Here is a 23,689-nt window from a genome sequence, read left to right on the forward strand (position 1 = left end):
GCGTCCGGGGTGGTCCTGCCGTCCCGGCGCCGATTTTCCTACCCTCGAAGTACCCGATCAGGAGGACTTCGAGATGACGATCACTTCGAGCGGAGCAGATCTGTCGGCGCTGGCTCAGCAGTACGCCGAGGACGGCTTCGTGCTGGTGAAAGGCCTGCTCAGCAAGGAAGAAGCGGCCTACTACCGACAGCGCAGCCACGACCTGCTGGCGATGTTGGACCGGCACGACGACCCGACCTGGAAGTCGGCGATGGGCCTTTCCGGCGGTGCTACCCGGCTTCAGCATCTGCACGACGCGCAGTTCTACGACGCCGCCTTCTCCCGGCTGCTGGTGGACCCGCGGTTCACCGACGTGGCCGCCGCGGTGATGGGGGTGGAGAACGTGCAACTCCACCACACCAAGCTGTTCGTGAAGCCGCCGGAGAACGGTTCGCCGTTCCCGCTGCACCAGGACTACCCGTTCTTTCCGCACAAGTACCACCGCGTCGGCGCGGCGATCTTCCACTTCGACGACGCGCCTGAGGAGAAGGGGTGTGTGCGGGTCATCCCGGGCAGCCACGTCGGCGGTCCGCGTGAGCATGATCCGGAGGGCTCGTACCACCTGCCCGACGTACCGTTCGAGCTGGCGATCCCGCAGCCGGCCGAGGCGGGCGACGTACTGTTCTTCACCTACCTGACCGTGCACGGGTCCGGGGTGAATGTGAGTGACGAGGCCCGGACCACCTGGCTGATCCAGTACCGCGACCCGGCGGACCCGCCGACGGTGAAGACGCACGACTTCTCCCTCGGCCAGGGCATGATGCTGCGTGGAGTCGACCCGACCGGCAGGAGTGCCGTTTGACCCTCGCGGGCGTCGCTGATGCGGACCGTTTCGTCGACCTCGCCGGGCTGCTCGAGTCCTGCGAGGTCGACGGGTTCCGTGCGGACTTCCTGAGCTGGGGGCACTACCGGCCGGAGTACTGGCGCAACTACTGGCACAGCCACTCGTTCCACGAGGTCTGCCTGGCCTACTCCGGCTCCGGCCGCTTCAACTCAGGCTCTACGCAGTACGACGTAGTGCCCGGCTCAGTGTTCATCGCCCGCCCCGGCGACGTCCACGAAATAGAGTCCAGCCACTCAGACCCACTGGGCATCGCCTTCTGGGGCTTCACCTTCCGCCCGGGCTCCGACCAGCATGGCTGGTGGTCAGGACTCACGCGGCCGGACGGCCCGGTTGTCTCCGACCGGACCGGCTCCTTGCCGTCCTTGATCACAGCACTCGCCGCCGAGGCGGGCGCGCCAGTCGCCGGCTACAGCACTGCCCTCGGCGCACTGGGCGCCACTCTGGTCATGGAAACCGCCCGCGCCTTCGCACTCGACGAGGACCTAGCCGTCGAGCCGGTCCGCCGCGACCGCGGCCCCCTGGTGGTGGAAGCCATGCAGCGGCACCTCCGCGACAACCTCTCCCGACCGATCACCGTCCGGGACGTCGCAGCAGTCGCACACCTCTCAGAGCGGCACGCCGAACGCCTGTTCCACCAACAGACCGGTGCGTCGATCATGTCCACCCTCCGCCGCCTACGCCTAGAGCTGGCCGCACAACTCCTGCTAGACCCCTCGGTGACCGTAACCGAGGTAGCCCGAGCCTGCGGCTACTCCGACGTACGCCCCTTCTCCACCGCCTTCCGCCGCCACTACGGCCGCACGCCGGGGGAGCACCGCCGTACTGGAGGAACTGAGTTCGTCTAGAACGACACCTGTTCGGTGCTGTCGGTGCGGAGGACGGACTGCTGCTGGAACTTCTTCTCGTAGGTGTCCCGGATCTCTTCGATCTTGCGGCTGCTGTCCTGTGCGCCGTCCACCGGATACAGCAGTACGACGACCTTGGAGCGCTCGCGGACGATCTGCCCGGTCTCGCTGTCCTTCCACTGCCCGTTGCCGGCCATCACGGTCAGACCGTCCGGGAAGCGCGGCGTCACGGTCTCGTTGACGAACCGGTTGAACTGGTGGTCAGTCACATCCGGCCCCGGCTTGTCCGTCCCGAAGAACAGCTCAGTCCGGACCCAGGTCTCACCGGCGAGCTGGACACCAGCCGGCTTGTCATCCGCCTGCTGCAGCGCCACCGCAGCCGGTGCCCCCAGCGCGGTCATCACCAGCGCGGCCGTCGCGGTCGTCTTGCCCAGGTGCATTGATCCCCCAGAGTGGTCGATTTGCTCGAACCGTAACCACCTACCGGCGCGATCCGGTGACTCTCTGCCCGACTGGCCAAGCAACGCTGCCCGATAGGTCGATCACGCAGCGTAGCCAGACCGCGTCTGGACAGCGCAGTCGGTCACTGCTCAAATGCACTCAGGCATTCCGCCGTACCCCTGGAGGAGACATATGAGGAGTCGACTCGGCCGCATCGCCGGCGTCATCGCGATGGCCGTGGGCCTCGCGGCCACGTCCCTGGTACCCGCATCCGCGATCACCGGCGGTCAGCCGGACGGCAACGGTCACCCGAACGTAGGGGTGATCCTGTTCTATATGGCCGACGGGCGCTTCCGCTGCACCGCGACCCTGGTCTCGCCGACGGTGCTGGTGACCGCGGCGCACTGCACCAAGGGCACCCTCGGCAAGACACTCGTGACCTTCGACTCGGTGATCGCCGAGCAGCCGCCGTCCCCGTTCCCGGTGGCGGCCGACCCGGCCAAGGGCTACACCCAGGCCGAGCTGGAGAAGGCCGGCTACAAGTCGGGTACGGCGGCCGCCCACCCGCAGTACTCGGACTTCACCGATATGGACAACTGGAACGACGTCGGCGTGATCGTGCTCGACCGTCCGGTCACGAACATCGCCCCGGCCAAGATCGCGCCGGCCAACTACCTGAACGCGTACCAGCAGCCGAAGCTGAACAGCACGATCTTCACGTCGGTCGGCTACGGCACCGAGGTCCGCAAGGCCGACTCCGGTCCGCAGAAGCCGACGCCGATGTCGTACCCGCTGCTGCGCCGCTGGGCCGAGGAGCCCGGCCAGAAGCTCACGCCGCAGATCCTGCAGGTCAACGGCAACGAGCACGACAACCGCGGCACCGGCGGCACCTGCTTCGGTGACTCCGGTGGTCCGACCTACCACGGCGGCTACGTGGTGACCGTGACCAGTTACGGCTACACGCAGAACTGCCGGTACCTCGACGGTCTGCAGCGGATCGACATCAAGGTCGTCCAGGACTGGCTGAAGACGTACGGCGTACCGATCGCCTGACAGCCCGTCACACGCGGTGCCGCGACCGTCTCCGGAGGTCGCGGCACCGGTGCTATCCTGACCTCATGCGAGTGAGCCTGCTCCTTAGTTAGCCGTACTGGCATCCAGGCGCTAGAGCGCCGGTCAGTGCGGCGTCCCCTCCTGTGCGAGGGGCTTTTTTATTTCTCAGGACGCCTTCTGGCAGATTTAGGCTCAACAACACACGAAGCAGGAGTAGGACCGTGAGCGAGCAGGTGGACACTGTGCCGTCGAGTGATGGCCCTATCGACCGGGGCGGGTACGACTTCGACGCGATGCAGGCCAAGTGGCGGCCGGTGTGGGAGAAGCTGGACCCGTTCAAGACGCGTGACGACGGCTCCGCGGAGCGTCGCTACGCGCTCACGATGTTCTCCTACCCGTCCGGCGACCTGCACATGGGTCACGGCGAGGTGTTCGCGCTGCACGACGTACTGGCGCGCTACTGGTTCCAGCAGGGGTACGACGTGCTGAACCCGGTCGGCTGGGATTCGTTCGGGCTGCCCGCCGAGAACGCGGCGATCAAGCGCAACGAGCACCCGGCGACCTACACCTACGCCAACATCGAGACCCAGGCCGAGTCGATCCGGCGCTACGGCCTGAGCTTCGACTGGTCGCGCCGGCTGCACACGTCCGACCCGGAGTACTACCGGTGGACGCAGTGGCTGTTCCTGCGGTTCTACGAGCGTGGGCTGGCGTACCGCAAGGCGTCGTACGTGAACTGGTGCCCGAACGACCAGACCGTGCTGGCCAATGAGCAGGTGGTGCAGGGCCGGTGTGAGCGGTGCGGGTTCGAGGTCACCAAGCGCGAGCTGACCCAGTGGTACTTCAAGACCACGGAGTACGCCCAGCGGCTGCTGGACGACATGGAGCTGCTGCAGTGGCCGGAAGAGATCCTGCTGATGCAGCGCAACTGGATCGGCCGGTCCGAGGGTGCGTTCGCGGACTTCCAGGTCGAGGGCCGCGAGGAGCCGATCCGGGTCTTCACCACCCGGCCGGACACGCTGTTCGGGGCCACCTTCATGGTGGTCGCGCCGGACGCGAAGCTGGCCGCCGAGCTGGTCACGCCGGAGCAGCAGGAGGCCTTCGACACCTATCTGGCGAAGGTCAAGGGCGAGACCGAGATCGAGCGGCTGAGCACCGAGCGGGACAAGACCGGTGTCTTCCTGGGCTCGTACGCGATCAACCCGGTGACCGGTGAGCGGATCCCGATCTGGGCGGCCGACTACGTGCTGGCCGACTACGGCACCGGCGCGATCATGGCCGTGCCCGGCCAGGACACCCGGGACTGGGAGTTCGCGGAGAAGTTCGGCCTGCCGATCGTGCGGACCGTGCAGCCGGACGCCGATTTCGAGGGCAAGGCGTACACCGGCGAGGGCCCGGCGATCAACAGTGCGAACGACGAGATCAGCCTGAACGGGCTGGGTGTCGTCGAGGCCAAGGCGCGGATCAGTGACTGGCTGGAGAGCAAGGGCCTGGGCGAGCGGACGATCAACTACCGGCTGCGCGACTGGCTGCTGAGCCGGCAGCGGTACTGGGGTTGCCCGATCCCGATCATCCACTGCCCGTCCTGTGGTGAGGTGCCGGTTCCGGACGACCAGCTGCCGATGGAGCTGCCCGACCTGCGCGGTGCCGACCTGGCGCCGAAGGGTGTCTCGCCGCTGGCGGCCGCCCGCGAGTGGGTCGAGGTCGACTGCCCGAAGTGTGGTGGCCGGGCCGAGCGCGACACCGACACGATGGACACCTTCGTCGACTCGTCCTGGTACTTCCTGCGCTACCTGTCGCCGGACTACACCGAGGGCCCGTTCGACCCGGAGGCGGCCGAGCGCTGGATGCCGGTGTTCCAGTACGTCGGCGGCAAGGAACACGCCGTACTGCATCTCCTGTACGCGCGCTTCTTCGTCAAGGCGCTGCACGACATGGGCCTGCTGACCGCGGTCGAGCCGTTCACCCGGCTGCTGAACCAGGGCCAGGTGATCAACCAGGGCAAGGCGATGAGCAAGTCGCTGGGCAACGGCGTGAACCTGGGCGACCAGATCGACGCGTACGGCGTCGACGCGGTCCGGCTGACCATGGTGTTCGCCGGCCCGCCGTCGGACGACATCGACTGGGCCGACATGTCGCCGGGAGGTTCGCTGAAGTTCCTGCAACGGGCCTGGCGGCTGGCCGGATCGGTCGAGGCGCCGCTGGGCTCGGATCCGTCGACCGGTGATGTCGAGCTGCGCAAGATCACCCACCGGACGGTGGCCGACGCGGCCGAACTGATCGACTCGATGCGGTTCAACGTGATGGTCGCCCGGATCATGGAGCTGGTGAACGCGACCCGGAAGGCGATCGACGCCGGCCCGGGTGCGGCCGACCCGGCCGTCCGCGAGGCGGCCGAGACGGTGGCGATCCTGCTGAGCCTGGTCGCGCCGTACACGGCCGAGGACATGTGGGAGGCGCTGGGCCACGAGCCGACCGTCGCCAAGGCCGGCTGGCCGAAGGTCGACCCGGCGCTGCTGGTCCAGGACGCCGTCACCTGCGTGGTCCAGATCGCCGGCAAGGTGAAGGACCGGCTGGAGGTGTCCCCGGACATCAGCGACGCCGACCTGGAGCAGCTGGCGCTGGCCTCCGACGCGGTCCAGAAGGCCCTGGACGGCCGCGGTGTCCGCAAGGTCATCGTCCGCGCCCCCAAACTGGTCAACATCGTCCCGGCCTAGACCCGGCTAGGGTGCGTCTCCCAATTCCGCGCAGCACGCAGGGAATTGGGAGACGTGCCCTAGTCTGCTCAGATGCGTTCTGAGCTGATCGACGTCAAGACCGGCGGTAGCGGGGTCGTCTTCGACCTGACGAGCAGGTGCGAGCAGTTCGTCACCGCTGAGGCCCACCAGGCCAAAGGTGACGGACTGCTGCACGTGTTCGTGCCGCACGCGACGGCCGGGATCGCGATCCTGGAGACCGGCGCGGGCAGCGACACCGACCTGCTGGCGGTGCTCGAGCAGCTGCTGCCACGCGACTTCAGCTGGCACCACCGCCACGGCACCCCCGGCCACGGTCGCGACCACGTCCTGCCCGCGCTGATCCCGCCGTACGCGACGATCCCGGTGCTCGGCGGCCGGATGATGCTGGGCACCTGGCAATCCATCTGCCTGGTCGACACCAACGTTGACAATCCGCAACGGCAGGTCCGCCTTTCCTGGTTGTCCGGTTAATGGACCACCGGGTAACAACGGGTTCCGGAATTCTTGTGACTTATCGTGATGTTGCGGGTTGCGTTACGCATGCGAAACACGACTCCGCTTGAATTGCCCGCATGGCAGCGCTTGACACTCTTCGGGCCCAGTGGGTGGGGCTTGGCACCGAACTCCTGATCCGCGCCACGCGTGGTATTTGCGACGGGAGCCTGCTGAATGCCGACACCGGCCGAGCCGACACCAGCGCCCGACTCGAGGACTGGACCGGCATCCTCTCGCTTTACACCGGTGAAAATGAGCAAACCTCGGTTCGCGCAACTGCTTGAAATAGCTGCGTGTGCTTTTCTGCGCCTTCAGTAATTCCATCCTGAATCAAAACTTGTTGCCCTCATCAACCGTTCGGTGTGACCTGTGCCGCAACGCACCTCACCGGGCGCGTCCGGCACCGGCGGCCCGCTCACGCTATGTTGTGACGGGAACGTGAGGCTCAAGAGGGGTGACGGGCTTTGTCGGACACGGATGGCCGGGCTGAGGGACGGCGGGGTTTCGCCGATCTCTTGCTCGACTTGAGGGTTCAGGCAGGGCTCTCGCAGGAGGAGCTGGCCGATCGGGCCGGACTCAGCGTGCGCACGATCCGTGAGCTGGAGGCCGGCCGCGTGGCACGGCCCCGCAAGGACTCCGTCCGGCTCCTCGGTACGGCGCTCGGTCTGCAGGACGGTGACGCCGAACGCTTCCTCGCCGCCGCCGGACACGGGACAACCCGCCCGGTCATCTCAGTGGCCGACCCTGCCCCGACCGGCCTGCGCTGGCGCGGCACCAGGCCCATCCCCGACGGACTCGTCGGTCGTGAACAGGAGTTGCTGGAGCTCGAGACGCTGCTCCGGCAGAACCGGCTCGTCACACTCGTCGGGCCTGGTGGTGTCGGCAAGACCGAGCTCGCACTGGCCGCGGCTGACCGGGTCTCCGGTGTCGACACCACTGTCGTGGTCGTCGACCTCACGACCGTTCAGCGTGATGCCGCCGTACCGACGGCCATCCTGGACGCCTTCGGCACGGCACCCGGTACGTCGGACTTGGACGACGTACTGTCCGGTCGCCAGCCGGGGGACCTGGTCATCGTCGAGGACAACGCCGAGCACGTGCTCGACGGGGTGGCGACGGTGGCGAACCGGATGGTCCGCAGCTTCCCGGGGATCGGCGTACTGGTGACGTCGCGGATCCCGCTCGGCCTGCCGGACGAGGTGGTCCGGCGGGTGGCGGTGCTCGGCGTACCGGCGAACGACAAGGACTTCGACGAGATCGTGGCCAGCCCGGCGGTGGAGATGTTCTGCCGGCGCGTGGCCCGGGTCCGGCCCGACTTCGCGCTGACCGAGGAGAACGCTCCGACTGTCGCCAGGCTGTGCCGGCGCCTGGACGGGCTGCCACTGGCGCTGGAGCTGGCTGCCGCGCGAGCTGGGTCGCTGTCGGTTGAGACGATCCTGGCGGCGTTGGACGACCGGTTCCGGCTGCTGTCCGGGCCGCGGCGGTTCGGGGCCCCACACCAGCGGACGCTGGCCGACACAATCGCTTGGAGTGTGGACGCGCTCTCGGACGCTGCACGCCAGCTGCTCTACCGGACGTCGGTGCTCGGGTCGCCGTTCACGCTGGACGCGGTGGTGGGGGTGTGTACGGGCGCTCCGATCGACGCGGCCGACGTACCCATGCTGCTGGCCGAGCTGGTCGACAAGTCGCTGCTGCAACCGGTGACCGAGTTCGAACAGCTGTACGGCGCTCGCTACAAGCTGCTGGAGACGATCCGGGAGCACGCGTACGCCGGTCTGTCGTCGCAGGCCGACGACCTGATCGAGTTCCGGGACCGGGCGGTCGCGTGGTGTTCGACGTACGTCGAGGGACTTGGCGGCGCCTGGTCCTCGCCGGACCGTGACCGGCGCTACCGGGCCGCCCATGCGAACTCAGCGCTGTTCGAGGTGGCGCTGGAGCGTGCGGCCGAGCTGGAGCAGTGGGACGTGGCTGCGCAGATGGTGCTCGGGTTCCGGATCGCGTGGCAGTACCAGGCGAGTGTGGCCGAGAGTGGCATCCGCTGGGCGACCGTGTGCGCGGAGAACGTCGCGGACAAGGAGGTCAGCGGCAGACTGCTGGCCATCGCCGGTCGGCTGTCCAGTCTGACCGGTGACGTGCGTGGCGCCCGGCGGTACTACGGAGAGGCCCGCCAGCTCATCCCGGGCGAGACAGAGATGGGTCTGGTCGCCAGGGGCGGGTGGGTGTCGTCCGGCTCGCATCTGCTCGACACACAGAGCCTTGCCGAGGTCCCAGGGCTGGTGGAGGACGCACGCAAGCACGGAGACGTGCAGCGGTCCGCAACTGTCCAGGCCACCTGCGGCCTCGCGCTACTGCGTTGGGGGCGCCTACCCGAGGCGAAGGAGTTGCTGCTCGCCTGGGAGGCCGCACTGGTCAACCCGGGCGTCTACCCGGACGAGATCGCCTACATGGCGCTCAGCCGGGTGGAGCTCGAGCTGGGCAACCTGTCCGAGGCCCGCCGCTGGGCACTGCTCGCCCGCGACAGCCAGGCCTCCGACGACCCGGAGCGCACGAAGGTGGCCGGCTGCCTGGCGATGGTCGAGTACCACGAGGGACGGTACGACGAGGCGCGGGCGCTGCTCGACGCCGCAGACGCCGACATCCGCGGGCACCGGGGGTACTTCGACTACCTGGTCATGCTCTACCGCTCACGACTGGCCCGCGACGCCGGTGACGTGGAGCAGGCCCGGCTGTGCATCCGGGACGCGGTCAACCGGCTCCTGCTCGAGGGCCGGGTCGTGTACCTGCTCGAAGTACTGCCTGAGGCAGTAGCCGTGCTGCACGCGCTGGGGAAGTCCGCAGCCGGTGATGCCCTCTGCGGCCAGTTGCTGGCGTGGCAGCGGTCCATGGACCCGCCGATGCTGCCAACCGTGTGGGCGGTGCTGCAGGAGTCCTGCGAGCGCGCTTCGGTCGCCGACGGCTGGCCGGAGCCCGACCCCGCGGCCGCCGTACAGCGGCTGGCGAACGACGTACTCACCGCTCTTTCGTGACGCACATCCGCTGAAGCTGCCGGGTAACTGCCGGTTCTTCTGCCTCGTCCTGACATGGCTGCCGGACCAAGAATTACAGCCGTAGGACAGGTTCCACGAAGCAGAGTCCGAAGCCGGGCACAGGCAGGGAATGGGCGGTGAACCGTGATGAGGCCATGGTGCTGCGCTGGACTGCCGAGCAGCTTGGGGGAGGCGACGCGGAGGGCATCCGGCGGCCGGACGGTGGGGGCGCCGATCGGCAGTCGAGAGCTCCGGAGTGCTGCGTCGTGCGGATCTGTCCTGCCTGTACCGGGTGCCGTGCGCCGTCAGGGCACCACACCCGGGGTGGGGTCCCAGTACACGGCCGTGCACACGACACAGGGGACGAGTGCCGGCCCGGCTGACACAGGGAAGCCGGCGGGTTTGGTCACCCGCCGGCGGGTCAGCCGCTGGGGCCTCCCGGGACCTCGACGAGCTCGCGGTCAGGCCGGTATTTCGCGGAACCGGCACGGGGAGTAGCTCGGCGAGGACTGAACTCGGCTGACAACCAGGGGGAGTCAGCACAGCGGTGAAGTGCCGATGCACAGGGGACATCGGCACAGCGGTGAAGGGCTGACTGACAGGGGAAGTCGGCACAGCGAGGTGAAGGCTCCGGAGGGGTGGCCTTCACCTCGCTAGTTTTCCGGCTACTTCTTCTTCTTCGCGCCCTTCTTCTCCGCTTCCGCGAGCAGCGCGGCCTGGTCGCCGTACCCGACCATCCAGGACGGCTGGAGCCGGCAGTACACGATGTCCTCGCCCCAACTCGACGGCGAGCTCCCGTAGTACTTGGTCAGATACGCCTCGATCTCGTCGTAGTCCGCGTGCCCGGGCGTCAGGAACTCCACGTCGCCGTGGCTGAACACGCCGATCCGCTCGCCGTCGACGTACGAGATGCTGGCCGCCGGTCTGGCCCTGAGGTGCCGCGCCTTCGCCGCTGAGCCGGACGTGGTGAACACCCACCGCGCATGCAGGAAATGCCCGTCGACCGCGCTGATCCGCGGCTCGCCACGCGCGGTGACGGTGGCCAAGTTGATGGTGCACATGCCGGTCAGAACCCGCACCATGGCGTCGGCGTCCAGCCGGCGCGGGCCCGTGATGATGCTGCGCAGATGCTCCGTCGCGCGCGGGTATGCCGCATCGAGGAGCTGCTGCAGTTCGGTGACTTCCGCCGCTGTCTCCCTCATCTTCTGGAGTCTGACACCGCGCGCCGACAAAAACTGTCCGGTAACCTCGCTTCATGTCAGCCCGCGTGCACGTCGTCACCGACTCCACGGCCGGTCTGTCCACGCACGAGGTCCTCCGCCTCCCGCTGACCGTCGTACCGGTCCAGGTCGTCATCGGCGGGACGTCGTACGACGACGGCGCGACCTCGGCCGACGCGGTCGCGGAGGCGCTCAAGACCTTCACGCCGGTCTCCACCAGCCGCCCGGCACCACAGACCTTCGCCGACACGTACGCAGCCTGCGCCGCGGCCGGAGCCGAGTCGGTCGTGTCCATCCACCTCTCCGGCGACATGTCGGGCACGGTCGAGGCCGCCATGATCGGCGCGAAGGAGTCGCCGATCCCGGTCCGGGTGATCGACTCCCGCTCCATCGCGATGGGCCTCGGGTTCCCGGTCCTGGCCGCGGCCGCCTGTGCCGCGGCGGGGGAGAACCAGGCCGCCGTCGAGGCCGCGGCGCGCGTCCGGATGTCGTCGATCTCGGCGTACTTCTACGTCGACACCCTCGAATACCTCCGCCGCGGCGGCCGCATCGGCGCCGCCCAAGCCCTCCTCGGTACGGCGCTCGCAGTCAAACCACTGCTGACGATCAGCAGCGGCCGGATCGTCCCGCTGGAAAAGGTCCGCACCTCGAGCCGAGCCATCGCTCGCCTCGCCGACATAGCCGTCCAACGAGCCGGCGACGGCCCCGTCCAGGTCGCCGTCCACCACCTGGCCAACCTGGAAAAGGCCCACACCCTCGCCGACGGCCTCGCCGAACGCCTCCCCCAAGCCGAAGAAATAGTCCTCCGAGAAGTAGGCGCCGTCATAGGCGCCCACGTAGGCCCCGGCCTCCTAGCCGTAGTAATAGCCCCCCACTAGCTGCGGGCGCCATCTCAGTTTCCACAGGTTTGAAGTCGTCGTTCGAGCCCGTCGGCAGACTCGTACTTTCTCTGGCGTGAAGGTCTTCCGCCGTGCCGCCGTACCCGACCCGGGTGCGCGCGAGCGTGCGCTGGCGCGTCTCGTCGCCGGCGCACCTCAGCACGACGAGGCCGACGAAGAACTGGAGGAGCGTGATGAGGAGGTGCGAGGTGGATGGATCCCCAAAGCCGTCCGGCCCGAGCGACTACGTGATGCCCGCTGGACCCTGTCACCACGTCATGTCGTGGTCCTGGCCGTCGTACTCTCCATCGGCCTGGCCTGGGCCGCGTGGTCTGTCTTCCGCGCCCGCCCCGAGACCCTCCCCGACGCCCGCCCACCAACCACCCTCACCCCCGGCGCTCCTGTCACCCAACCGTCGACCGGCACGGGATCCTCAAGCGGCGCCCAGCCGTCGCAAGCCACCCCCGGTCAGACAGCGGGCACCGTCATCGTCCACGTCGCCGGCAAGGTACGCCGCCCCGGCCTGGTCCGCGCGCCCACCGGCTCCCGCGTCGCCGACGTACTCACCCTCGCCGGCGGCCCGCTCCCAGGCGTCGACCTCACCACCCTCAACCTCGCCCGCCAGGTCACCGATGGCGAGCAGATCCTCGTCGGCCAACCAGCCCCACCCGGCGCGTCGTCCACAGCATCAGGCACCACGTCCAACCCGTCCACCGCCCCAGCCGACTCGCCCGTCAACCTCAACACAGCCACCCTCGACCAACTCGACGCCCTCCCCGGCGTCGGCCCGGTGCTGGCCCAGCGCATCCTCGACTACCGCACCCAGAACGGCCCCTTCACCACCATCGACCAACTCCAGGAGGTCCCTGGCGTAGGCCCCAAGAAGTTCGACTCCCTCAAACCCCATGTCCGCATCTAGTCCCGCAGAACCCGCCCAGCCCGAGGACCAAGGCGAGCCCGAGGAGCGGGGTGAGCCGGTTGATGTGCGGTTGTTGGTGCCGGCGGCTGCGGGGTGGTTGGCGGCGGTTCTCCTGGTTGCCCACCGGCCGCTCGTCGGCGTGCTCACCGCTGCCATCGCCCTCACCCTCGCCGGCGCGCTTGCTCTGCTTCTGCGTGGTGCCATTCGGAAGCAGGCTGGGTGGACCGTGGTCGGGGTCCTGGTTGTGGTGGCGGGGATGGGGCTGGCGGCCGGGTTGCAGGTGAAGGGGTTGCGGGCTGGGCCTGTGACAGGGCTGGCGGCGGAGAGTGCGTCGGTCGGCGTGCGGCTGAAGGTCGACGGTGATCCGTCCGTACGGCGTAGTCCGGGCAGCCGGCGACCGCCGTATGTGGTGGTGAAAGCGACGATCGAGGAGGTGAGAGCACGGGGGACCATGACCCGGGTGCGTACGCCGGTGTTCGTGATCGGGTCCGTGCAGTGGCAACACGTCCGGTACGGGCAGCGGGTCGATGCGAATGGTCGGCTCGAGGCGGTCGAGCGCGGTTCGGATGTCGCCGCGATGCTCTCGATCCGCTCGGCTCCTCGGATCGTGGATCAGCCGCCGTGGTGGTTGCGTGCTGCCGAGAAGGTTCGAGCCGGTCTGCGTGAATCGGTTGCCGGCCAACCGGACGACGTACGCGGCCTCGTTCCGGCACTCGTGATGGGTGACGAATCCGGTCTGCCTGCCGACCTCACCGAGGACTTCCAGACAACTGGGCTGACTCATCTGTCAGCGGTCTCCGGCACAAACTTGACCTTGCTGTTGGCGTTCGTGCTCCCGTTCGCACGCTTGATCGGCGTACGCGCGCGTGGTCTGACCGCGATCGGCCTGATGACGGTCGTCGTGTTCGTGATCCTCGCCAGACCTCAGCCCAGCGTCCTGCGCGCGGCCGCGATGGGGCTGATCGCGTTGGCGGCGATGACGAGCGGTGGAGCCCGTCGTCGGGCCGTACGCAGTTTGTCGTTCGCGGTGATCGGCTTGCTTCTCTTGGACACGTCGCTCGCGAGGTCAGCCGGGTTCGCATTGTCGGTGCTCGCGACCGCGGGCATCGTGGTGCTCGGTCCGGGGTGGCGGGACGCGTTGGCCATGTGGATGCCGGTGTGGCTGGCCGACGCGATCGCTTGCCCGCTGGCCGCTCAGCTTGCGTGTACGCCGATCGTCGCCTGGTTGTCCGGTGAGGTCTCGTTGGTTGCCGTGGGCGCCAATTTGCTGGCGGGTCCGGCCGTCGGTCCGGCGACGATCCTCGGGTTCGCCGCGGCCGGGGTCGCCCTCGTGAGCACGGAGGTGGCACACGTGGTCGGTTGGGCAGCAGGTTGGCCGGCTCGCTGGATCATCCTCATCGCCCGTGAGGGTGCAGACCTACCCGGTGCCGCGAACGCCTGGCCGGCGACCGCGGTCGGAGTCGCCGTACTGACCTCGCTCTGCATCGCGCTCGTGTTCGGCCTGCACCGCATTCTGGCCCGCCCGATAGCGATGGTGCTCGCGGTGGTCCTGCTGGCGATCGTCGTACTGCGTCCGGTCGGATCGATCGGCTGGCCGCCCGACGACTGGGTCTTCGTGATGTGTGACGTGGGCCAAGGAGACGGCCTGGTACTGCGGGCAGGCGACAAAGCGGCTGTGGTCGTCGACACCGGTCCGGACCCGACCGCGATGGATCGGTGTCTGCGTGATCTCGGGGTCGAGCACATCCCGGTGCTCGTGCTCAGTCATTTTCATGCGGATCACGTCGGCGGGTTGGCCGGCGTACTGAAGGATCGACGGGTCGACGAGATCGAGGTCACGCCGTACTTCTCGCCGGCCGCGGAGTACGACCGGGTCGTCGACCTCGCCTCATATCACGGCATCAGCCTGCGGACTGTGACCTATCGGGAGGAGCGTGTGGTCGGGTCACTGAGTTGGACCACACTGTGGCCGGCGCGCGTCCCGGCGTTGCCGCCGCGCGGTACGTCGTCGGCGACCTCCACCGACGAGGGGTCGCCGGAGAACAACGCGAGCATCACCATGATGGTCGAGGTCTCCGGCCTCCGGATCCTCCTCACCGGCGACCTCGAACCCGAGTCCCAACGCGCCATCCTCGCCACCGGCGCCGACCTCCGCGCCGACATCCTGAAGGTCCCTCACCACGGCTCAGCCCAGCAAGATCCGGCCTTCATCGCCGCCACCAACGCCCGCCTCGCCCTCATCTCCGCCGGCCGAGACAACGACTACGGCCACCCAGCCCCCAGGACCCTCGATCTCCTGTCCCACCAGTCCACCCGAACGGCCACCACCCTCACCAACGGCTCCCTCACCGTCACCAATCCGGGCAACCACCTGACCCTCACCACCAACCAGCAAGCCCTCTCACGTTGACGAGCTGGTGAAGGTGACGGCCTCGGCGGGGACCGTGTTCTCGGCTTGATCGCCGAGCGCCCAGGCGGCGACTCGAGAGACGACATGCGCGGGTACGGCGTCGCTGACGTCGGGAACAGCCGGGACGTCGTACGTCGCATGCGCGTCGTAGGGGAGGACGACTCGATAACCGCGGGCGAGAGCCGTCCGTGCGGTCGCCTGCACACACATCTCCGACATCACCCCGCAGATGACGACGGCACGCACACCTGCTTGAACGAGTACCTCGCCGAGCGGGGTGCCGTCGAAGCCGTCGTCGCGAGGCTTGCGGATCACGTGCTCACTCGGCCCGGGCTTGACCGGGAGGTACAGCTCCCACCCCGGCGTGTTCGGCTCGTCGTCCGCGCCGGGCGCACCATCGTTCTGCAGATGTACGACGAGCGCACCCGACTGCCGCGCACGGTCCAGGAGGTCGCTCACCCGGTCGAGCAGCCGAGCCGCATCGGGTACGGCGCCCGCACCTGAAACGAACGCGGTCTGCATGTCGACAACAATGAGCGCCTCAACAGGCGATACGGCTTCAGTCACGGCGCCATCCTCCCGGCTTGCCCCACCATCCTCCACCGCATTTCCAGCCGGGCTCGTCTCCAACGCAACCGTCGTTTTCCGGAACTTGGGTGCCACCCAGCGGCACTTTTCTTCCGGAAAGCCGCGGTGGCCCGGACGAGGGCGGACCCTGGCGCAGGTGGCAGGTGGCAGGTGGCAGGTGGCAGGTGGCAGGTGGCAGGTGGCGGGGTGGCGGGGTGGTGGGGTGGTGGGGTGGTGGGTGGCTGGTTGGGGGTGTTGTCGGTGGGGTGTGGGAGGGTGGCGGGGTGGCTGCTCGTAGGGGTTCTGCGCCGAAGTTGGGCGATGTGCTGCTGGTGACCGGGGCCGAGGCGTTTCTGGCGGATCGGGCCGTTCGGTCGGCGATCGCGGCGGTGTCGAAGGGTGGCGCCGAGATCGAGGTGACCGATGTCGAGGCGGTCGCGCTGGATGTCGGGGTGTTCGCGGAGCTGACCGGGCCGTCGCTGTTCGCGAGTGAGCGGGTGCTGGTGCTGCGGGCGCTGGAGAATCTGCCGGCCGAGATGGCGCCGCATCTGATCGAGTACGCCGGCGCACCCTCCGACGACGTACTGGTCGTGCTGGTGCACTCCGGTGGGCAGAAGGGCAAGGCCGTCCTCGACAAGTTGCGGAAGGCATCGGTCAACGAGGTGGTCGCGACCGCGCCGAAAACGTGGGAGTTGCCGCAGTTCGTGGCGGGGGAGATCCGGTTGCACGGTGGGACCGTGGACGAGCGGGCCGCGTCGGCGCTGGTCGATGCGGTCGGGCACGATCTTCGGGCGCTGGCGGGGGCGTGTTCTCAGTTGGTGTCGGACTCGGGCGGGCAGGCGGTCACCGCGGAGCTGATCGGTCAGTACTTCGGCGGTCGCGCCGAGGTGACGAGCTTCGCAGTCGCGGACGCGGCGATCGCGGGGCGGACCGAGCCGGCGCTGGAGCAGCTGCGTTGGGCTTTGGACTGCGGCGTCGCGCCCGTGCTGGTGACCAGTGCGATGGCGGGCGGATTGCGCGGGCTGGCGAAGTTCTCCAGCGCGCCCGGCGGTCTGCGCGAGGCGGATCTGGCTCGCGAGGTCGGCGTACCGCCGTGGAAGCTGAAGCAGCTCAGGCAACAGGCTCGCGGTTGGACTCCCGGCGGGCTGGCGACCGCGATCAAGGCAGTCGCCCAGGCCGACGCCGACGTGAAGGGCGCCTCCGGCGACGCCGGCTACGCCCTCGAACGCATGGTCATCGCCGTCAGCCGATCCCACGGCCGCCGCTAGCCAGCACGCGGAACACCCAGGTACGACGCCCGCCGCCGATCCCACGGCCGCCGCTGGTCAGCACCCCGTACACGCAGGTACGACGCCCGCCGCCGACCGCCCGCCGGCCGCGGCGGATGCGCGAGTGGGGGCATGCAAAACCCAGCTGGTGTGGTGGCCAGCTGGGTGGGGACGCAAAAACGATCGGCCTGTCCGAGGGGACGGCCGATCGTTTGGCGGTGCTTAGAGGGAGGCGGCCTTCTTGAAGATGGACGACTTCCGGTTGGCGGCCTGGTTGGCGTGGATGACGCCCTTGCTGGCGGCCTTGTCGAGCAGGCGGCCGGCCAGGCGGGCGTTCTCCTGCGCCTTCGCGGAGTCGCCGGCCTCGGCGGCCTCGTTGAAGCGGCGAACAGCCGTCTTGAGGGTCGACTTCACCGACTTGTTGCGAAGTCGCGCAGCCTCGTTCTGGCGGTTGCGCTTGATCTGGGACTTGATGTTCGCCACGGAGCAGAGCCTCGATCAGGTGTGTGCGGTCAGTACAGGAAAGGTGTCGCGCGCACGGCTGAGCATCACCCGTGGGTGCGCGAAGAGCCAGATTACCAACAAGCCCCACCCACCACCAAACCGAGGCTGTCAGACCGAGCGCGCAGAGTCACCAGGCTAGCTCGCGCCGGCGGCGGCCTCGGCGGTCGACTTGAGGCGTTGGAGGGTTGTGTGGATGCCGTGGGCGTTGCGGGGGGTGCGGTTGCCGAAGAAGGGGCGGAAGAGGAGGCGGAAGGGGGTGGGGCGGTGGTCGGTCCAGGATTCGGTGATTTCGCAGGTCAGGCCCGAGGGCTTGAAGTCGTAGGTCCAGAGGGAGATGGGGATCGGGCCGAAGTGGATCTGGAAACTGAATCGCTCGCCCGGTACGGCGTCCACCACGCGGCCCTGGGTGAACCATCGGATGGCGCCGACCCGGTTGTGGCCGACGAAACGCGCTCCGACTGCGGGGCCTGGCGTACGGGAGGACCAGGTGACCCTTGTGCACTCGGGGCTCCACTCGCCCATTCGCGGTAGGTCGCTGACCAGGTTGTAGACCGACAACGCCGGCGCAGACACCGTGATGGACTCGCTCAGGTCCGGCATCGGGTTTTCCCTTGCTGTCGGCTGACACGTGCAGTGCTGAGCGTGACATCGGGTGCCGCCACCGGCATACTCGGGGCCGCGTGACGCTGATCACCGCAGGGGGTGTGGTGTGTGTGCGGTCGTCACAGGTCCAGCAGCGAGACCAAGCTCCACCATCGCGCCGTCCAAGCCCTGGAGGAACTCAGTGCCCCGCCGTACTCCGCTCATCGTGGCCACCGCGCTTGTCGCGTCACTGGTCGCCGTCCCGTTCGCGGCACGTGCCGCTGACGCGCTCCAGGCCGGGGAGTCGCCCGTCGCGGCTGACCCGCAGGTCAAGGAGTCGTCGACCGGGTCGTACATCGTCCAGCTCGACGACGCCCCGGTGGCCGAGTACGGCGGCGACATCGCCGGCCTGCCGTCCACTCGCGTCGTACCTGGGGGGAAGCTGGTCAAGACCGCCGGTCAGGTCGTCAGCTACGTCCAGCACCTCGCCGGCGAGCGCCAGGAGGTCCTGGCCAAGGTGCCCGACGTGAAGAAGCTGTACGACTACAACTACACGTACGCCGGTTTCTCCGCGCAGATGTCGTACGACGACGCCGTCAAGCTGGCGAAGTCGTCCGGTGTGAAGAGCGTTGAGCCGAGTGAGATGCAGCACCAGGACACCGTGGACACCCCGCGGTTCCTCGGGGTGTCCGGCAAGGGCGGTGCGTGGCAGCAGGCCGGTGGCATCGACAAGGCAGGCGACGGCGTCATCATCGGCGTGCTCGACACCGGCTTCGTGCCGGAGCGGCCCAGCTTTGCGCCGATCAAGACGACCAAGCAGTCGGACGCGCTGGTCGCGAAGAAGTGGAAGGGCACCTGCCAGGCCGGTGAGGAGGCGCCAGTTGCCTGCAACAACAAGGTGATCGGCGCCCGGTACTTCGACAAGGGCATCGGCACCCGTCCGATCCCGGAGGAGTTCAAGTCGCCGCGTGACTACGGCGGCCACGGCACTCACACGGCGAGTACGGCAGGCGGCAACTACGGCGTCGACATGAGCGTCATGGGTCGCGACTACGGCAAGGGCTCGGGTATCGCCCCGCACGCCCGGCTGGCGATCTACAAGGTGCTGTGGGCAGTCGACCAGGCCGGTGGCGGCAGTGGTACCGACGCGGACATCGTGGCCGGTATCGACGCAGCGGTCGCGGACGGCGTCGACGTCATCAACTACTCGATCTCCGGCTCCGGCTCGACCTTCGTGAACGCCACCGGCCTCGCCTTCCTGCGCGCGGCCCGGGCGGGCGTGTTCGTCGCCACCAGCGCCGGCAACACCGGTCCCGGGGTCAGCACGGTCGGCAAGAACTACCCGTGGGTGACGACAGTTGCCAACGGCACCCATGACCGCGACATCCAGACCACGGTGACGCTGGGCGACGGCAAGTCCTACACCGGCGCCGGGATCGGGTCCGGTGTGCCGAGCACCCCGGTCGTCCTGGCGAAGGACGCGGGGCTCGCCGGCGCGAACCCGACCAACCTGGTCCTCTGTATGCCGGGCACGCTCGACCCGGCCAAGGTCACCGGCAAGATCGTCGTCTGTGACCGTGGTGTCAACGCCCGCGTGGACAAGAGCCTGCAGGTGAAGAACGCCGGTGGGGTCGGCATGATCCTGGTCAACATCACCGCGGGCACCCTGGACGCGGACCTGCACTCGGTCCCGACCGTGCACCTCGACCACACCGCCGCGCCCGCGATCAAGGCGTACGTCGGCGGCACCGCGAACCCGACCGCCACGATCAGCGCCGGTACGCCGGTCCGCGTGAACGCACCGAAGGTCGCCAGCTCGTCCAGCCGCGGCCCGTCCCTGGCCGGCAACGGCGACCTGCTCAAGCCGGACGTGATGGCGCCGGGTACGAACGTCCTGGCCGCGACGACCGCGTTCAGCGCGGCCGGTGGCGAGTACGCCTTCATGAGCGGTACGTCGATGGCCTCGCCGCACATCGCCGGCGCGGCGGCCGTGCTGAAGAGCAAGTACCCGACCTGGTCCCCGATGGCGATCAAGTCGGCCCTGCTGACCACCGGCACCGACAAGGACACCAGCGGCAAGCCGATCCAGAACGACTCCGGCTCGCCGGGCACGCCGTTCGGGTACGGCGCCGGCCTCATGCAGCCCAAGAAGGCCATGGACCCGGGCCTGGTCTACGACTCGTCGTACGAGGACTGGACCAAGTTCGTCTGCGGCTCCGGTCAGGTGTCCGCCACGCACGAGCTGTGCGCGAACGGCAAGATCGATCCGAGCGACCTGAACTACCCGACGATCGCGGTCGGCGACCTGGCCGGTAAGCAGACCGTCACCCGGACCGTGCGCAACGTCGGCACGCTGCCGGAGGTCTACTTCCCGAAGGTCGAGGGGCTGACGGGCTTCAAGGTGACGGTGTCGCCGCGGATCCTGATCACGCTGCCCGGCCAGACGGCGACGTACAAGGTCACCGTCGAGAACACCGGTGCACCGCTGGAGCAGTACTCGTTCGGCAAGCTGATCTGGAAGTCGACCGAGCACGCGGTCAGCAGCACGGTGGCGATCAAGCCGCTGACGGTCAAGGCGCCGGTGCAGGTCAGCGGGACCGGGACCGCGGGGTCCGTGCAGGTGCCGATCACGGCCGGGTACACCGGCACACTCAACACCAGTGCGGTCGGCCTGACCGCTGCCACCGTGGCTGAGGCCGCCCTGAAGAACCCGGGTGGCGTGTCGTTCCCGACCACGAACCCGGCGGTCAACGACCACGTCGCGAAGTTCACCGTGAACGTCCCGGCGGGTGTGAAGCACGCCCGGTTCTCGACGTTCGACGCGGACTACCCGGCGGGCACCGACCTCGACGTCTTCGTCTACAAGACCGGTACGACGGCTCTGCTCGGCAGCAGCACCGGTGGATCGGCCGAGGAAGAGGTCAACCTCCCGGCACCCGCTGGAGGCTCGTACGACGTGTACGTCGACCTGTTCGCGGGAGCCAGCACTCAGCAGGTGAAGCTCAACCACTGGGAGCTGCTGAACACAGAGGGCAACCTCACCGTCACTCCGGCGACCCAGTCCGTCCAGGTAGCCGGCCAGACGTCGGTGACAGCCTCCTGGACCGGCCTGACCGCCGGCACCCGGTACTTGGGCCGCCTGCAGTACACCGACGGCGCAGACGGCTCCGGCTCGACCATCGTGCGGGTAGACAGCTAGCAAGACGGGGCGGCCCAACAGGGCCGCCCCCGTGCTATGTCAGGGCTGCTGCAGGCTGATGTCCGCGGCTTCCTCCACCAGCAGCTTGCACGCACCCGAGGTGACGTCACAGCGGTAGAGCTTCCGCGGGATAGCTCCCATGACGTCGTCGCGCTGGGTGAGCGCCAGCAGATGCGTCGCGTCCTCGAAGACTGCCTCCGGCCAATCCAGCATCTGATCCGGCAGTTGGAGCTTGGTCACCTTGCCGGTGGCGACGTCGACGGCGACCTTCTGCAGACTGTGGATCATGGTCCGGCCGTCGGGCGACAGCACCGGGTACTGATGCTCTTGCCCCTGGTCGCAGTACTCCCGCTTGACCTCGAAGGTCGTGTCACGCAGTACCCCAGCCTTCAGACAGCGGCTCTCACCTGCCCTGGTCGACAGGACCACGATGTCGGTGGTGCCAGGGATTGCCCTCGCGCCGGCGAAGTCTGGTGCGGTGATGGGCTGAGGCTGGCCCGATCCTGGCTGCCAGACGAGCAGCTCGGGCTTGTTCGTCTCGTCGTGGCTCAGCCAGATACCGGTCTTGTTCCAGCCCAGGATCTGCGGCACTCTCGCCTGCACCGGGGTGCTGGCGATCTCCCGGCCGGTCCGCACGTCGACGACCATGACCTGGCCCTTCTGGTCGGCCTGGCGCGCCACCAACACGACCTGCCTGCCATCAGGTGACAGCACCGGGCTCTCGCTCCGGGGCGGGCCGACGGGTCGGAAGGAGCCGTTCGGCAGGAGAATGCCGACCTGCAGGATCCGGTTGTTCGGCATCGTGAGCGCGAGCCAACCGCCGCCGACCCGGCCGCGGAAGTAACCGTCCGACGGGAACGTGACGCGGACCTGCTGCGCTCCGTCGTGCAGCGTGGTCACGCGCTTCTTGGACACCGTGTACGGAATCAGCGGAGCCTCGCCCGACACCGGTGCGGCGGGCTCGGGCTGGGCGGGTGAGAGGCGGGTCAGGAATGACGCCGCGAGCACGAGGACCACCGCGATGGCCGCGGCGGCGAGGATCACCGGCCAGCGACGGCGGTGCGGAGTGCTGTCCGTCTCGAGGTCAAGGCCCGGGGGGTTGTCGGAGACGGTGGCGGCGGTGGTCTGCAGGTAGTCGCGCAGTCGAGTCTCGGTGTCGTTCATCGGACTTCCTTCAGCTTCTGAGTGAGGACCGCGATCCCGCGCGAGGAGGTGGACCGTGCGGTGGATTCACTGATCCCGAGGGTCTCGGCGATCTCGGCGTACGGGAGATCGAGGTAGTAGCGCAGGACCAGGACCGCCCGGGTCCGTGTGGGCAGGGCACGCAGCGCACGCCGTACCTGCAGGCGGTCCTCGCCGAGTACTGCCGAGCTCTCGGCGGAGTCCTGCGGCTCCTCCTGGGGCGGGATGTAGAGCCGTGCGACCTTGCGGCGGCGCAGGACCGAGCGACTGCGGTTGAGGACAGCTGTGCGGAGGTACCCGAGCGCTTTGTCGGACTCTCGCAGCGGCCAGTGCCGGTACAGGTCGGCGAAAGCCTCCTGTACGACGTCCTCCGCCGCCTGCCGGTCGTCCATCACCAGCACGGCCAGGCGGATCAGTCCGACCCAGTGCTGCTGATAGAGCTCCGACACGGCGGCCCGCGCGTCGTCGTGCGCCAGCGCCTCGTGTGGGTCGCTGATGCTCACCATTGGATTCGTCACACCCCCAGAGACGCGCATCCTCCCGAAACGCTGCGTCCGAGGGCTAAGTCAGCCGTTCCCGCACCCAGTCCAGGTGAACGATCGCATGCCGACGCTGCCAGGCCCGGATCGTCGGCAGGCCAGGTGGCGCCGGCTGAGCCGCACCCCACCACAGGCCGCCCGCGATCGCGGCCAAGAAACCGGTGATGGCGACATCGTCCGGCAACTCCGGCAATCGCACCGATTCGCGCATGTCGGCCTGCAGGATGACCGTGTCGGCCCAAGCCGGTGCCAGCGCCGCATGGGCCCAGTCGATGAACACCACGCGGTCCTCGGTCAGGATCACGTTGTCGGCGCGCAGATCCCAGTGCGCGAGTGCCTTACCCGCCGAAAGGGCCGCTATGCCTACCCGGGCCAGCTCGGCCAGCTCCTGCTCCCGCCCAGCCGCCCAGGCCGGTACGTCGAGCCCGTCCGCGATCACGTTGTCCCACCGGCTCAGGAACTCCCGACTCCGTACGGCGGCAACGGGTGCGTCCGTCCATGGCGACGGGTCCAGAGCCGAGGTCAGCTCGTCCAGGGCGTCCAGGACCCGTACGGCGTCCTCCTGCACCCAGGGGTGTGGCGGCAACCAGCCTTCGATGTCCTCGAGCAGCAGGACGACCCAGTCGCCGTCGTCGTAGACGTCGTACAGGACAGGGGTCTGGGGGAGCTGCCCGCCGCCTCGCATGGCGGCGATCTCGTTGCGGAACAACTCCGGCGTCTTCGGGTTGAGCGACGTACCGACGGCCTTGACGAAGGCGCGGCGGCCGGAGGCGGTCACCACGCGGGCGGCGACGCCGGGGGAGAAGCCGCCCTGCTGAGTGCTGGCGGAGACCACCACCGACCCCAGCGCGCGTTCCACCCACGCCCGCACCGGAGCGGGCATCTCCTCGAAGGGCAACCGGACCCCCGCAGCGTGTGCCATGCGCCCCAACGGTAGGCG

The 23,689-nt window shown here is 68.5% G+C and carries 20 protein-coding genes; 12 read left to right on the forward strand and 8 right to left on the reverse strand.

What is annotated here, in order from left to right:
- The first annotated feature begins 73 nt into the window (after positions 1 to 73).
- Together V9K99_RS32745 and V9K99_RS32750 are read left to right on the forward strand one after the other, a co-directional pair.
- Positions 74 to 841: a phytanoyl-CoA dioxygenase family protein gene (locus V9K99_RS32745; protein WP_337323947.1), complete on the forward strand. Its 768-nt coding sequence runs from the start codon at positions 74 to 76 to the stop codon at positions 839 to 841.
- On the forward strand, positions 838 to 1,728 hold the full coding sequence (locus V9K99_RS32750) for an AraC family transcriptional regulator (protein ID WP_337323946.1): 891 nt from the start codon (positions 838 to 840) through the stop codon (positions 1,726 to 1,728). The genes V9K99_RS32745 and V9K99_RS32750 overlap by 4 nt, the downstream gene beginning before the upstream one ends.
- Here V9K99_RS32750 and V9K99_RS32755 read toward each other — a convergent pair.
- Positions 1,725 to 2,168 (reverse strand): DUF3574 domain-containing protein, encoded by a 444-nt coding sequence (locus V9K99_RS32755; protein ID WP_337323945.1) that lies wholly within the window; start codon positions 2,166 to 2,168, stop codon positions 1,725 to 1,727. The two genes, V9K99_RS32750 and V9K99_RS32755, sit on opposite strands and share 4 nt — an antisense overlap.
- Positions 2,169 to 2,361: 193 nt before the next feature.
- Between V9K99_RS32755 and V9K99_RS32760 the strand changes: the two genes are divergently transcribed.
- From V9K99_RS32760 to V9K99_RS32780, 5 genes are all read left to right on the forward strand, one after another.
- Positions 2,362 to 3,222, forward strand: coding sequence for a trypsin-like serine protease (locus V9K99_RS32760; RefSeq protein ID WP_337323944.1), 861 nt, complete (start codon positions 2,362 to 2,364; stop codon positions 3,220 to 3,222).
- 221 nt (positions 3,223 to 3,443) lie between these two features.
- A complete protein-coding gene (gene leuS, locus V9K99_RS32765; protein WP_337323943.1) occupies positions 3,444 to 5,939 on the forward strand; it encodes a leucine--tRNA ligase in 2,496 nt (831 codons plus the stop codon).
- Between the two features lie 72 nt (positions 5,940 to 6,011).
- Positions 6,012 to 6,431: a YjbQ family protein gene (locus tag V9K99_RS32770; RefSeq protein ID WP_337323942.1), complete on the forward strand. Its 420-nt coding sequence runs from the start codon at positions 6,012 to 6,014 to the stop codon at positions 6,429 to 6,431.
- Positions 6,432 to 6,532: 101 nt separating this feature from the next.
- Positions 6,533 to 6,739: a hypothetical protein gene (locus V9K99_RS32775; RefSeq protein ID WP_337323941.1), complete on the forward strand. Its 207-nt coding sequence runs from the start codon at positions 6,533 to 6,535 to the stop codon at positions 6,737 to 6,739.
- Positions 6,740 to 6,919: 180 nt separating this feature from the next.
- Entirely contained in the window at positions 6,920 to 9,481 is a 2,562-nt protein-coding gene (locus tag V9K99_RS32780; RefSeq protein ID WP_337323940.1) for an ATP-binding protein, read from the forward strand.
- A 665-nt stretch (positions 9,482 to 10,146) separates the two neighbouring features.
- On the opposite strand, the gene V9K99_RS32785 is transcribed toward V9K99_RS32780, so the two are convergent.
- Positions 10,147 to 10,683 (reverse strand): pyridoxamine 5'-phosphate oxidase family protein, encoded by a 537-nt coding sequence (locus V9K99_RS32785; protein WP_337323939.1) that lies wholly within the window; start codon positions 10,681 to 10,683, stop codon positions 10,147 to 10,149.
- Between the two features lie 53 nt (positions 10,684 to 10,736).
- Between V9K99_RS32785 and V9K99_RS32790 the strand changes: the two genes are divergently transcribed.
- The 3 genes from V9K99_RS32790 (at position 10,737) to V9K99_RS32800 (ending at position 14,908) form a co-directional block, all read left to right on the forward strand.
- Positions 10,737 to 11,579 carry a DegV family protein gene (locus tag V9K99_RS32790; RefSeq protein ID WP_337323938.1) on the forward strand — a complete coding sequence of 281 codons (843 nt, stop codon included), beginning with the start codon at positions 10,737 to 10,739 and terminating at the stop codon, positions 11,577 to 11,579.
- Positions 11,580 to 11,655: 76 nt separating this feature from the next.
- Positions 11,656 to 12,498 (forward strand): ComEA family DNA-binding protein, encoded by an 843-nt coding sequence (locus tag V9K99_RS32795; protein WP_337323937.1) that lies wholly within the window; start codon positions 11,656 to 11,658, stop codon positions 12,496 to 12,498.
- Positions 12,485 to 14,908 (forward strand): ComEC/Rec2 family competence protein, encoded by a 2,424-nt coding sequence (locus V9K99_RS32800; RefSeq protein ID WP_337323936.1) that lies wholly within the window; start codon positions 12,485 to 12,487, stop codon positions 14,906 to 14,908. The genes V9K99_RS32795 and V9K99_RS32800 overlap by 14 nt, the downstream gene beginning before the upstream one ends.
- Here the strand turns inward: V9K99_RS32800 and V9K99_RS32805 are convergent.
- The gene (locus tag V9K99_RS32805) at positions 14,900 to 15,475 is read right to left on the reverse strand and encodes an isochorismatase family protein (protein ID WP_337323935.1); all 576 of its coding nucleotides are present in this window, start codon (positions 15,473 to 15,475) and stop codon (positions 14,900 to 14,902) included. The genes V9K99_RS32800 and V9K99_RS32805 overlap by 9 nt on opposite strands.
- Positions 15,476 to 15,759: 284 nt before the next feature.
- On the opposite strand from V9K99_RS32805, the gene holA reads away from it, so the two are divergent.
- Positions 15,760 to 16,743 carry a DNA polymerase III subunit delta gene (holA, locus tag V9K99_RS32810; protein WP_337323934.1) on the forward strand — a complete coding sequence of 328 codons (984 nt, stop codon included), beginning with the start codon at positions 15,760 to 15,762 and terminating at the stop codon, positions 16,741 to 16,743.
- A 222-nt stretch (positions 16,744 to 16,965) separates the two neighbouring features.
- Here holA and rpsT read toward each other — a convergent pair whose 3' ends face one another.
- Both rpsT and V9K99_RS32820 read right to left on the reverse strand, forming a co-directional pair.
- Positions 16,966 to 17,226, reverse strand: coding sequence for a 30S ribosomal protein S20 (gene rpsT / locus V9K99_RS32815; RefSeq protein WP_337323933.1), 261 nt, complete (start codon positions 17,224 to 17,226; stop codon positions 16,966 to 16,968).
- A 156-nt stretch (positions 17,227 to 17,382) separates the two neighbouring features.
- A complete protein-coding gene (locus V9K99_RS32820; RefSeq protein WP_337323932.1) occupies positions 17,383 to 17,847 on the reverse strand; it encodes an SRPBCC family protein in 465 nt (154 codons plus the stop codon).
- A 208-nt stretch (positions 17,848 to 18,055) separates the two neighbouring features.
- Here V9K99_RS32820 and V9K99_RS32825 point away from each other — a divergent pair, with 208 nt between their 5' ends.
- Complete coding sequence (locus V9K99_RS32825; protein WP_337323931.1) at positions 18,056 to 21,028, forward strand: S8 family serine peptidase; 2,973 nt, start codon at positions 18,056 to 18,058, stop codon at positions 21,026 to 21,028.
- Between the two features lie 39 nt (positions 21,029 to 21,067).
- Here V9K99_RS32825 and V9K99_RS32830 read toward each other — a convergent pair whose 3' ends face one another.
- The 3 genes from V9K99_RS32830 to V9K99_RS32840 are packed head-to-tail and all read right to left on the reverse strand — an operon-like array spanning position 21,068 to position 23,671.
- The gene (locus tag V9K99_RS32830) at positions 21,068 to 22,192 is read right to left on the reverse strand and encodes a hypothetical protein (protein ID WP_337323930.1); all 1,125 of its coding nucleotides are present in this window, start codon (positions 22,190 to 22,192) and stop codon (positions 21,068 to 21,070) included.
- Positions 22,189 to 22,716 (reverse strand): SigE family RNA polymerase sigma factor, encoded by a 528-nt coding sequence (locus V9K99_RS32835; protein WP_337323929.1) that lies wholly within the window; start codon positions 22,714 to 22,716, stop codon positions 22,189 to 22,191. Before V9K99_RS32835 ends, V9K99_RS32830 begins: the two co-directional genes overlap by 4 nt.
- 55 nt (positions 22,717 to 22,771) lie before the next feature.
- On the reverse strand, positions 22,772 to 23,671 hold the full coding sequence (locus tag V9K99_RS32840; RefSeq protein WP_337323928.1) for a hypothetical protein: 900 nt from the start codon (positions 23,669 to 23,671) through the stop codon (positions 22,772 to 22,774).
- Positions 23,672 to 23,689 lie beyond the last annotated feature (18 nt).

This window comes from Kribbella sp. CCNWLW201 (assembly GCF_037203805.1).
In the GTDB taxonomy this organism is placed as follows: Bacteria; Actinomycetota; Actinomycetes; order Propionibacteriales; family Kribbellaceae; genus Kribbella.